The organism is Nostoc sp. DSM 114160 (assembly GCF_053470305.1).
On the sequence record NZ_JBPFGO010000003.1, the window covers coordinates 351,764 to 364,068 of the forward strand.

Consider the following 12,305-nt stretch of genomic DNA (forward strand, 5'->3'; position numbering starts at 1 on the left):
GTGGAAAAGACAATACACAATGTTGTAGTTTTTGGCGGGGGGAGTGCTGGATTTCTTTCTGCCTTAGCGTTGAAGGTGAAGATGCCAGCTTTGAACGTGGTCGTCGTCCATTCCACAACCATTCCGATTATTGGAGTGGGTGAAGCGACTACCGCTTGGATACCTTGGTTTCTGCATAAGTATCTAGAATTAAATCGAGAGCAATTTTATGAAGAAACACAACCTATTTGGAAACTAGGAATTAAGTTTATTTGGGGAGATTCTAGTCAGTCTCACTTCAACTATCCTTTTGTGACTCATCTGGCAGATAAACTCAGTGTTTTGAGCAAAAGCACTGCTTACTATTGCCTTGATTCCACCACAGAATCCAGCCTTTATTCACTGTTGATGGAGCAGTGCAAGTCACCTTGCTTCCGCAGAGAAAATGGCGATTTCGTAGTTGATGAACGCTTTGGATACCATATTGAAAATGTTAGTTTCGTTTCTTATTTAGAAAGAAGAGCAACAGAAATTGATATCAAGATTATTGATAAACCTGTTGTAAATATTGAAGTCGCCGAAAATGGCTATGTTCGCCAACTCAAGTTTGATGATGGCACAATGCTGGCTGGCGATCTATTTGTCGATTGTTCTGGTTTTCGCTCGACGTTGCTAGGAGAGATTCTGCAAGAACCCTTTTGCAGTTTTGCCAGCAGCTTGTTTTGCGATTCTGGTGTCACAGGCACATGGATGCGAGATGATGCAATCAACCCTTTCACAACTGCCCAAACCATGCAGAGTGGGTGGTGTTGGCAAATTGATTTGCCGGATAAAGTCAACCGTGGCTATGTATATTCATCCGCTTTTATCAATGATGATGATGCTCTGCAAGAGATGAAACGGCACAATCCTTTGATGAGCGATCGCCATAGTATTGTGAGGTTCAAGTCAGGGCGACATCAACGATTTTGGGTAAATAATGTCGTCGCGGTGGGCAATGCTTCCGGTTTCGTAGAACCTCTAGAATCAACAGGGTTACATATGATTGGTGAAACCATTAAATGTGTGTGCGATGTGTTGATTGATTCCGACCAGCAACCCACCCCAGCCTTAATTAATCTTGCGAATCGAGCGATCGCCCAAAAGTGGGATGATATTCGTGATTTTTTGTCGATTCACTTCAAATTCAATCACCGAATAGAATCAGAATTCTGGCAACACTGCTGGCATCAAACTGATATTGGTGATGCACGAGCAATAGTAGACTTTTTTCAAAGCAATGGCCCATCAAGCCTTGGTCAAATTCTGCTCCGTCCCAATAGTGTTTTTGGATACAACGGTTATCTGAATCTACTCATGGGTCAACGAGTGGCTACGAAGTATCAAAGCCACAATGACAGCTTAGATTTAGATCGTTGGCGACAAATCCAAAATTATTTCACGAAGCAGTGTACTAACGCCTTATCAATCCATGAGGCGATTCAGGTTGTTAAAGAAAGAAAATGTCAATGGCTGACTTCATAAATACCATTCCCCAGGTGCCTCGCGTTAACCCCAATGCCCATTTAATCCTCAGTGAGACGGGTGAGGTTTGTAGCTGGGTGGACGGCGAAGTGTTCGCCCTCGAAGGCATTAGCCCCAGCACCATCCGCGAACTACTGGCGCTAATCGATGGGGTGCGATCGCTTGAGGCAATTTATGCTGAACTTGCAAATTCATACGATCGCAACTACTTACATGAGATTGTCTTGGCTTTAACTCAGTTGCATATCTTAGAGGAAGTAGTAACTGAAACTGCACTCGTAAATTCTGACTGGAAATTGCCAATCGTTCCTGAGCAAGTACGCCAAAAGGCGATCGCTATCATCGGCAATCACCAGTTACTCGATACTCTCAATCAAGCCTTTGCTAAACATGGTTTTCAAAATCACCGCGCTTTCTCATTCACAGATTTTGCTTCCTGTCAAACGCCGGAATTTCTCGCTCTCCAGCAAGAACGGATACTTCTCAATGGCTCTTGGAAAGTGTCTGCAAATAGTCTAGAGGCTGTGAGTGTTTCTGGGCTTGAATTTCAAGAATTCGACTTTGTAATCTGCGCTTTGGAAGGTGTACCGTATCAAGCCCTATTCGATGTCAACAAGTCAGCCCTAGCCAGTGGCACACCGTGTTTATTTGTCACTGCTTCCCCAGAAACAGCACTCATCGGGCCAACAGTGATTCGGGGTGCAACTGCTTGTTTTAGTTGTCGAGTCATCACCTTAGAAGGTATTCCATCGGTTTTACAGGATATTTTGCCGCAACTGTCAACCCCCATCCTTAACCAGCCAAATAGTCCACTTTTGCCTTCCATAGCGCAGGTATGTATTGAAGAAGCAATTTCGATCTTAGGTTTGAACTTAACAGCAACTCGCGCCACCAGCGTTGTAAAAATTAATCGGCAAGGCGATGGAACTGTTAAGCGGCTGCTTCCTAGCGGTGAATGTCAGCAGTGTACATCGCAATTAGATGAACCATTGGGAGTGCTGCAACGAAATGCGATCGCTGCGGCTGCCCAAGAAATCGGTCGCATCTGGCCGAACTCACCCAATGCTACAATCCGTGCAGCAGCCGATCCTTGTAAAACGGTAGGAATTTTGGGTGGTGGTACAGCTGGTTATCTCACGGCTTTAGCCTTTCGCGCTCTCAGACCAGACATCAAGGTAACTTTGCTAGAATCAAGTGCTATCCCGGTGATCGGCGTCGGCGAAGCAACTACTCCAGAACTGGTTAAGTTTCTCCATAGTCCCCGCTTTTTAGGGCTAGACATCGTTGATTTTTATCAGCGCGTGCTTCCTACATGGAAGTTGGGGATTAAGTTTCAGTGGGGACTGCCCGGTGATTATGAATTTACATTTCCGTTTCAGCGCGGACGCTTGCTAGAATCGCTTCTCTATGATTCAACGTTGAACAATCAGTCATTAGGGGCAATGCTGATGAGTGGCGATCGCGCTCCGATTTTCGATCGGGGCGATGGGACGCCGTTATCTTTACTTCATCAGATTCGCTGGGCGTATCACCTCGATAATCGGCGGTTTGTTCGTTACCTACAAGAGGAAGCGATCGCTGCCGGGATACAACATATTGACGTGCAAATTTCTGATGCCCAGATCTCTGCCGATGGTGAAACCATTACCCATTTGATCGCTGAGGATGGGCGTAAACTAACTTACGATTTATATATTGATTGTTCCGGCTTTCGCTCGTTGTTGCTAGAAAAACTTGGCTCAAAATTCATAAGTTACCAAGATACCCTCAGCACCGATCGAGCGATCGCTGCTACCGTCCCTCATAATGGCACTATTAAACCTTATACTCTCGCCGAAACCATGAACAATGGTTGGTGCTGGAATATCCCTTTTGAAGATGCCGATCATCGGGGATATGTGTTTTCTTCAGCATTTTGTAGTGCCGATCAAGCCCTAGAGGAAATGCGTGCCAAAAATCCGGGGATGGGCGATCCTTGGCTTGTAAAGTTTCGTTCCGGGCGGCATGAGGATTTTTGGAAAGGCAACGTTGTGGCGATCGGCAATTCTTACGGGTTTGTCGAACCCTTAGAATCCACAGCAATCCACATGATCGTTCTCGAATTGGAACTCCTACTTACCAACTTTCCAGCATCAAAGCAAGATGAGGGCGTGAAATCTGTACTCAACCGCAAAATCGGCGATCGTTGGGATGCCCTGCGTTGGTTTCTCGGAATTCACTACAAGTTCAATCACCGTTTATCTACTCCCTTCTGGCAAGCAGCCAATAGAAACACAGATATCTCTGGCGCAGTAGAGCGATTAGCATTGTTTAGCGAGCGAGCGCCCTTATCTTATCGAAATTCCCTATTTTATACACTGCATCCGCCAGAGTTTTTCTCTGACGATCACTCCTATGACACATTATTAGCTGGGCAACAGGTATCCGCCCGCTTTGTGGAACCCGTGGAAGATTTAGCCACTTGGCAACGCCAACTCGCAATACTCAAAGGGCTGGCTAGCACTGCCATGCCCCAACATCAAGCCCTCTCCTGCTTGCGCGAGCAACGGCAAGATTTACTTTACGACTTCGCAAAGCGCCGAGATAGTTGGTTACACACCTGGCTTCCTGCGTAGTGGTCAAACCCTTCGGGTAGGGAAAAGGTTAAAGGGGAAAGGGAAAAGGGAACTTCAGAACTAAATAATGGGGCTTGATATGAGGACGCTGTATTTCTGAGTTTGTAGTAAGCACTTCAGTGCTTAAAAATCCAGGACTAAAGTCCTTACTACGAACTTTTTTACCCTTCAGAACTAATAGACCCTCTTGCAAAAGTTACTTTTGCAAGAGGGGGGAAAGGGATGCATGTTAAAGGGAAAAGGGTTTTTATGAGCCGCTTTTCCCTTTACCCCTTACGCTTTTCCCCACTTCTGCAAGAAGTCTAATGCAATAGCGTAAGTCCTGACTATTTTTATTTTCAAACAATCGTTAACAATCCTTCTTTGAGCAAACGGCGTACCAACACGATCTTGCTATTGTCGCTGGCAAAATCGGGCAGCGATTTGATCTCAAATGCAGCTTCTGACTCAGCAATGAAGCGGAAAGCTGGCTCAACGTATGCTGGCCCTTCAACTCTGTTTTGGGGAAATTGAATCATCACCACATCTCCTTTTCTGACGGTTGTGCAAATCATTCCTTGGCGTTTGACAACGTGAGTATCCAAGTCAATCTGTTGCAACTCGTCCAATTTACTGAAATGGCTATCTGCGAGTGGGGACAGTGAGCCAATGAACTTAATAGTTAGTCGTTCAACTGCATCATCAATATCAACGCTACTAGCGAAGGTTTTGAGTAAATCTTTCAATTGATTTTTGGTCTGCGTCCTGGCATCATCGTCACGCAAAAAGCTAACGGGAACTGCTTTGCGAAATTCAACATTTTGCTGCACAATCGATGTGAAAGCTTCTTGAATCAGATCAACCCAGCGATAAACAGGGATGCCGACGGTGATATGAAGTGAGGAAGTATCCAACGTCTTGGCTTCATGCACAAAACCACGCGGGATATATAACATATCACCTGGCTTGAGTTCAACTTCATGATTAGGAGCCTTTAGTTGCTCCCGTAATACTTCTTGTGGTAATCGCCGAGCATCTTCTAGCATTGGCAAATCCCAGTAGGAATCATAGGTGCGCCAGAGTTTAGTTCCCGAAAGCTGGAGAACGAAAACATCGTGTGTATCAAAGTGCGGAGGAAAGCCTTGAGCAGTTTTAGGGGTCAGGTAAAGATTGACATTCGCTGGATGATTGAGATATTGTTCCAGATTTCTGCAAAGTGTGGCGATCGCTTCCCAATGCTGTTGCAGATGAAATATACACAAGGTATTGCCTTGATTATAGGCATCATAAAATTGATAAATACTAGGTGATGCATTGGGATCGATAGAGCCTTTCCCCCCTAATTTATTCGCTTGATTGGACAAATCATCTGCCACTTTCGATACATTAAAGTCAGAATAGCGAATATTACTAAAGCGAATGAGTGAGTCAACATCTTTCATGGAAAACAGACCTGAATAGTAATCTGTTTCTTTTCGCGAAACAACAAGGCACTGCCGCTCCCAGTATTCTTTGAAAAAGGTTACGGTATCGATAGGCTGAATTAATTTCTCAAAATCAAAGTTAGTGCTAAACATTTTTGGAGTTTCCTTGAAAACGGATGAAAATTTCTTTAATTTTGAATTTTGAATTCTTCGGCTACGCTCAGTTTTTAAAAAATATATTTTTGTAGGTTGGGTGGAGTGAAACGCAACCCAACATTACCACCAAATTTTATGTTGGGTTACGCTATCGCTGCACCCAACCTACAAAACTACGGTTTTCAAGATAGACGAGGTTTACTTAGTTCTTTCACAAATTCTTCTGGTTCGCTAAAATCTAGCCAAAAAGCCACTTGGGTAATGTTACATGCCTGGGGAAAGGCATTTACCTGACGCCAGTTTTTCAGATCGGTTTCCCAGCTTTGTGTTTGTTCAGATAACTGGACTCTTTTGCTTAAAATTGGATAAAACCCAGACAGCCTTAAGGCATCGGGAAGAAAGCACTCAGTAACTGAGAAATAGTTGCTCATGCCTCGCCCCCACCATCGGGGTACATTGACAAATCCCTCTAGCCGCGCGATCGCTTCCATCATCTCAGAAAATTCCCCTGGAGTGAAGGAATTGCTCGATAACCAAGCCGGAAATTCAGCCTCGTTAGTAACTCCCCTTTCTTGGAAAAAATGTTGCGTAATTTTTTGAGTAATGCTGCTTCTCAAACTCGCTTTTGATTGGCTGTTTGTCTGTTCGGCTAAAGCCCAGAGAATAGCAACCTGACGATACAATCTACGTTCACAACTCGCTAATGCAGTTACAATATCTGCATCTGCGTTAATTGTCTCTTGCTGAACTGAGGAGATATCCTTACCAACAATTATCAAGACAAATTGATGCAATTGCTCAACCTTTTTGGCAAAGGTATCGTCTGCACTATGAAGTTTGAGCAATGCTTGAATCCGACCCAAACGTTCAACTAAAACTGGTATTGCTGAGGCATCCACATCTAACTCTAGTTCATTACCTTCAGAACTCGAACCCCCTACCTCCTGCCTCCTGCCTTCTTCAGGTTGCAAGTTCTGTTGTTGGGCTACAGCATCACACCAACGAATTAACCCAGCGAGATTACGCAATTGAATGTAAACTCTGCCCAGAAATCGGGCTTCTTGGCTTAATTTTTCAGTCAGAGGCAACCAGGAATATGCTGTCCGTAAGGGACGAATAGCAACTCTAGCCTGAAGTTCCTCTATGAAAATGGACTTGTTGAGTTGAAACTTTACTTGCTGATTAGCAGCAGTACCACCACTTTCTCCAACCATAGCGGCCAGATGTTTCAGCAGTTCAATGGCATCTGACTGTTTTTGATCCACATAGCCGCCATTTTGCACAAATTGCCAAAACTGGGCTAAAACCTGGCGATCGCCTCCCTGTACCTCTGCATCAGCCACTGCTTGGCTCAAATGTCGTTGAGTGAAGAACTGCCGTTTGGCACAACTGATAATTAAACTAGCGATCGCTGGCTCAATAATATTTTTGTCTACCGCCAGCTGAACTGTAGCGCGGATATTTACTAAGGCATCAGTTAAGGGTTGGTATTGGAATTGAGGGCTACTGTGCAAAATTGCCACTTCATCATCCCCGATGTAGTGTCTTTCTCGGTAGGCTGCAAAAATAGCTCCAAATCCCTCCATGCCAAAGGCTTCAAGTTCAGCGGCTCGAAGCGCACCCATGCTACTTGCCCCAAATACTCGCACTCCTGCTTCTAATGCCCAGAGAATCTCTTTATGCCAAACGGAAGCGCTACGGTCAAAAAAACCGTCAATAATGGCAATTACACGCGGCTGTAACCGCAGATAGGCAAGAATATCACCACAACGGACAGGATCGAGGTAACGGGCCGGTAAGATTTGAGTGGCTTGGGTAACAGATAGGGTGGGGCCAAGAAAAACGAGAATTTGACTAGGTTCCAAAGAATTCCAGTGCATATTGAATTTTACAAAGACGAAGGGAGATGCATACCCGGTACAATCACATGCACCACTGGAATGCCATACTCCGGTCGCGTATGATTGACAAAGACAGCTTGCTTAAATCCCTGAGTACTCAGACAAGTTAGAATTTGTTGAATTTCTTCTGCAAACGTTGGGGTAAAGGCTAGCTCAGGCTGAGTTTCAAAATCAATTAGGGTGGCGATCGGTCTTTTGCTGCTAGACTCGATCGCTGGGCTACCTGGCATTCTGATGCGTCCAAGGGCATAACTCTCTGGATGAATGTCATCCCGGCTACCCGCAATCACCGTTACTCGTGATTGAGCCGCTTCAGTAATCGCCCGTGCTAAAGCAATTTCTTTGGAACTGTGGCATCCCCACCCTGCTGCTGTCGGTCGTCCCATGCCAGTTTTCCCGATCGCTAATCAAGCATTTATAGGTAGGTATCCCCATAGTCGAGGTTAAATCAGTAATCACGGCTGTTGCCTTGGCAAGTTCAACTTGATAGAGTAAAGATTGCAAAAGCGGAGACTGGATGGTTTGAATATCAACCAAGCAGTTAATCCGTTCCTCCAAAGGTAAGCGCCACCAACGCCACTCAGCTTCGCGCTCAATGACTTCAAACAATCCATGAGCGATCGCTTCTAGTAAATGGTTTCCTGATGCTAGTCCATTGCTAGAAGTGCTGAACAGATGAGTATCGCGTTTTTCAGTTGTGGTGTCTAAATCAAGATATGCCTGTGGTACGTAAACAGGTTCGCCCGTAAATAAATCGGTTCCACAAATCCAATCTAGCGGTATAGCAGGATGATAGGACTGCGATCGCTTACCTGGCTCTAAAACGCTAGGATCGATTGCCTGGTGATGTCGGCAGACTTCCTCATAAGAGGCAACCATCTCTGGTTGGGGGAGGTTTTCTGCATGATAAGACTCCACAGATTCCATCACTGCCGAGATCATCGCCAGCTGAAGTGAAATTCCCTTCCCTTGAGAACCAGAAAAGGCTTTTCCGTTAGGACGAATCGCTTGAGCAACAGGAATACCAATGCAGTCAAGACCAGTAATGTCTGCAACCCGCGTGATGCCAAAAGCAATCAGAAATTCTTGTAGCTTCTCCCAAGTAGAATTAGGTTCTTCTGTCCGAAATGTGCCATTAAGATTCAGCTTAGGAGCATTCAGATTTTGCCACATTCGCTTGTTTCTTTCCCAACCATTGCTGAGAGTACTAATAGATACTGATTTTCTAACGCACTTAAGTGTCGAGCGGTGTGTTCTATTAAGCACGCGACGCATGAAGTTATAATTAGCGCCTTTGAAAATTGCGATATCACAATCATTAGACTTCTTGGCATTTGTATGAAATTGGGTTTGGGAGAAAGGGAAAAGGAATAAAAAAACCTTTCCCCAATAAAGATGAGTCCCTTTTCCCGCAAGAGTGCAAAAGTTACTTTTGCAAGAGGTCTATTAAAGTAAAAGGTTAGCGTTGCTAAATTGCAACGCCTTCCCTTCACAGATACCGCAAGCTTTAAACCAAGGCTACCAGCAACACATAACTGTCTCTTTAACTGTGGATGAAGCCAGTCCACCAGCTACACTTTCTAACTCATCTTCTGACAATTCTCGGTTAGCTGGTCTTGCTTTAATACCGTTAACGCTATTAATAGAACGGATATTCACAGATGGAGAAGTAGTTGACAAACCTAGAACCTTTCTTTCAGCCGAAACCATCACGGCTTTCACATCATCAGCGTTAAAATCAAAACCGTTTGTCTGTCCTTGTTCAACAGCGATTCTTGCAAACTCACCTGCTTCCGTAGCATCCAACGCTTCACGTAGCGGCGAATTGGCTGGTTGAGCTAAAAAATTTTCATAGTATTCGACAAAACTTTGCTGAGACATTATCAACTCTCCTTAAGATAAGATACTTAGCCTTTCCCTTGAAGTAGGTAACTAAATCTGAAAGCTGGGTGATTAACTTCAAAAGTATTGTTCCCCAATCGCTAGGCAACAGAACAATCACTTAAATTTTAGTATTGTTCAATACAATAATTGCTTGAAGTATAGGCTAATGTCCAGATCGCTTAAGTCAAATTTTGTAACTAATAAAACATCCTTTTTGTATAGAAAAATACAAAAATTAACATTGAAATTGACAAGTTAGTGCCGCTTGAACCTTAAAATAACGTGAGTTCGATGAACCTCTCCCCAACCCCTCTCCGAGGCGGAGAGGGGCAGAAATATTCTTAGTTGACAACGAAAAAATTAGGGTTTCAAAGCCTCTCGAAGAGTGGGGGAGAGGAATGGAAGTGGGGTTTTTAGAGCCGTCGAACTCACGTTATTTTAACGTGAGTTCGACGAGTGCTATTTTGACCTCTCCCCCAGCCCCTCTCCTACCAGGCTACGGTGTACACACAGGTTTTACCCACCCTAACCACTGCTTAAATTCAATAAACGATCGCCCGAATTCAACAAACGATCGCCCGAATTCAATAAACGACCGCCCAAATTCAACAAACGATCGCCCGAATTCAACAAACGATCGCCCGAATTCAATAAACGACCGCCCGAATTCAATATATTTATTGCATTTTGCAAGAGGGTCTATTGTAGGAATTTCATCTTTTCGCATTCTTTTCCTCAAGGCTTCGGATTATAGCTTCAATTAGCCTTCCTGAACGATGCGAATCAAACCCGTGGCGGTGAAAATTGAACATCGCAACTGCGGCCAAGATGTCAACTAGATCCTGAGTCAATTGACCAAGATGCTGGAGATTAAGTAATTCCTCTGCAAGTATGTCGTTAGCTGTGGCATATTTTTGCAATATCTCTGCTTCTTTTGACTCATACAAAGTTTCGAGAGAAAGTAGTTCAACTGTTGGAATTGTGCCTTCAGGAGGTGTGGAAATTAAAGCCGCTAAACTGTGCCAGGTTGCGAGAATAGCTACCGGATCTGACAGAGTACGGGTAAAGAGATCGTGTAACACAGTTGGCACAAGTAAATCTTTGGAGATAACACCAAGGTTATGTCGATCGAGATGGTCAAGCATGAGCCACAATGAAGTGTCTGCGTCGAAGTGCTGATGAACCAACTTCATGGCTTCTAGTCCGCCAAATCGGTCAGTTTCAGGCTCATAGTCACTAAAGAAAAATAAATTAATCAAATTCTCACGCCGAAGTGCATACATGAGATCGGAGATATCGGCGATCGCTTGTTGCCGATCCACTGTTGTAAAAAAGCGCGCCCGGACATCTGGCGGTTTTCTCATAAAGAAGAAACAGCGCAACAAATCATTACTTTGCCAGTGAGTAACTAACGGTTCGAGTCGGGCAAACAGGGCACGGGCACTCGATAGTGCATTACCCTGATGCCTGACGAGTCCCACATTAAGTTGCACCCAATTCCCATTTTCCCAGTCCTGACTACTAGCAGTCTGGCAACCCAAAAATGCTGGGTGAGGGCTGGGGAAAGGGAAAAGGGAAAAGGGTAAGGGATTTAAACCCTTTCCCCCGCCAAGTTCGCTTGGCGAACTACTAGCTTGTGTAGTTGAAGTTGATTCGTCGGCCATGAAATGACTTTTACCACAGTTCACTGATGTTAAATCAAGAAAAGAAAGGTTGACAATAGAAGCTGGCCTAAAGCAGCATTACGGCATATTAGCAATCAAAAAACGTGGTTCTCGACAACATCGACCGTATCGAAGCACCTCCAGCAGATGTCTTTTACCGAGAGTATATTCTGCCCCAGCGTCCAGTAATTATCACCAATCTCTTTGAAAATTCACCACTGCGTCCAATGGATACCCTTGAAAAGGTAAAAACAGGGCTGACTGACATCCCACTTGAAATCTGTGCAAATTACATCGCCAATCTGCTAAATTCGACATCCGCTGATATTCCCCGAATGATGAATTTAGGTGAATATCTTGATTTCCTACAAGCACAACCCACAACTCTTGATATCTGTGTTGAATATCCTACGCCCCAAAAGTTACTTCAGTTATTGCCCCTGAATTCATACCAACATTTAAATGATGAAAGCGACTTGTACTCCAATATGTTTGTCGCTGCCAGCAATAATTATGCTCATTTGCACTATGATGCCGATCAACGTAATGTTTTGTTGTTTCAAGTTTTTGGCACAAAGCGATTTGTATTGATTCATCCGCGTGAAACTCAAAAGCTAGATGCGATCGATCGGCTTAATCTCTGCCGTACCAGTGGTATCTTCCTGGAAAATTTCTCAGAAGCCGAGAAAACGGATTTTCTCCGATATACCAACGCTTATGATGCGGTACTTTATCCTGGTGAAACTATTTTCATGCCGATGATGATCTGGCACTACATAGAGTACTTGGAACCAGCCATGTCAATTGCTTATCGTTTGGGACGCAACGCTTATAATCGGCGATTGGCTAAACTTTTTCCAGCCCCCTCGGTTGATGTTCAGTCTTTATCGCTGTTGCTGCAAGACGAGACACAAGCGCGATCGCATCATCTAGAATGGTTAAATAAACTAGAGGCTATAAGCGATTCATGGTCGGGGAGTGAAAGCGATCGCAGGGACACTTTAAACTACCTTTGCCTAAGAATTCGGGGGCAATATCTTGGTCTTGAGCCGATCAAGAATATTCGAGAGTTGAGAAGACGTGAAGCCATGCTAAGTAAGTCGGTGAAATAAACCAAAATATGTTGGGAAACGTAAATGGGCTTAAAACCCTTACTAATGACAGCCTCCGCCAGTTAGC

10 protein-coding genes are annotated in these 12,305 nt (G+C 44.3%); 3 read left to right on the plus strand and 7 right to left on the minus strand.

Translation table 11 applies throughout. The features are described from left to right. Together NSTCB13_RS26720 and NSTCB13_RS26725 are read left to right on the plus strand one after the other, a co-directional pair. A complete protein-coding gene (locus NSTCB13_RS26720) occupies nt 1-1,503 on the plus strand; it encodes a tryptophan 7-halogenase (RefSeq protein WP_448274400.1) in 1,503 nt (500 codons plus the stop codon). Further along, complete coding sequence (locus tag NSTCB13_RS26725; RefSeq protein WP_448274402.1) at nt 1,488-4,118, plus strand: tryptophan halogenase family protein; 2,631 nt, start codon at nt 1,488-1,490, stop codon at nt 4,116-4,118. Before NSTCB13_RS26720 ends, NSTCB13_RS26725 begins: the two co-directional genes overlap by 16 nt. A gap of 338 nt (nt 4,119-4,456) precedes the next feature. Here the strand turns inward: NSTCB13_RS26725 and NSTCB13_RS26730 are convergent, their stop codons facing one another. From NSTCB13_RS26730 to NSTCB13_RS26760, 7 genes are all read right to left on the minus strand, one after another. Then, complete coding sequence (locus NSTCB13_RS26730) at nt 4,457-5,674, minus strand: cupin domain-containing protein (protein ID WP_448274404.1); 1,218 nt, start codon at nt 5,672-5,674, stop codon at nt 4,457-4,459. Nucleotides 5,675-5,859: 185 nt separating this feature from the next. Beyond that, the gene (locus tag NSTCB13_RS26735; protein WP_448274406.1) at nt 5,860-7,557 is read right to left on the minus strand and encodes a TfuA-like protein; all 1,698 of its coding nucleotides are present in this window, start codon (nt 7,555-7,557) and stop codon (nt 5,860-5,862) included. An 8-nt stretch (nt 7,558-7,565) separates the two neighbouring features. Then, a complete protein-coding gene (locus NSTCB13_RS26740; protein WP_448274407.1) occupies nt 7,566-7,964 on the minus strand; it encodes a YcaO-like family protein in 399 nt (132 codons plus the stop codon). After that, nucleotides 7,891-8,751, minus strand: a complete 861-nt coding sequence (locus NSTCB13_RS26745; protein ID WP_448274409.1) for a YcaO-like family protein — start codon at nt 8,749-8,751, stop codon at nt 7,891-7,893. Before NSTCB13_RS26745 ends, NSTCB13_RS26740 begins: the two co-directional genes overlap by 74 nt. A gap of 345 nt (nt 8,752-9,096) precedes the next feature. Then, on the minus strand, nt 9,097-9,459 hold the full coding sequence (locus tag NSTCB13_RS26750) for a hypothetical protein (RefSeq protein ID WP_445627298.1): 363 nt from the start codon (nt 9,457-9,459) through the stop codon (nt 9,097-9,099). 528 nt (nt 9,460-9,987) lie between these two features. After that, a complete protein-coding gene (locus NSTCB13_RS26755) occupies nt 9,988-10,134 on the minus strand; it encodes a hypothetical protein (protein ID WP_448274411.1) in 147 nt (48 codons plus the stop codon). 41 nt (nt 10,135-10,175) lie between these two features. Then, nucleotides 10,176-11,126, minus strand: a complete 951-nt coding sequence (locus tag NSTCB13_RS26760) for a thiopeptide-type bacteriocin biosynthesis protein (protein WP_448274413.1) — start codon at nt 11,124-11,126, stop codon at nt 10,176-10,178. 104 nt (nt 11,127-11,230) lie between these two features. On the opposite strand from NSTCB13_RS26760, the gene NSTCB13_RS26765 reads away from it, so the two are divergent. Next, nucleotides 11,231-12,238 (plus strand): cupin-like domain-containing protein, encoded by a 1,008-nt coding sequence (locus NSTCB13_RS26765; protein WP_448274415.1) that lies wholly within the window; start codon nt 11,231-11,233, stop codon nt 12,236-12,238. Nucleotides 12,239-12,305: the final 67 nt, after the last annotated feature.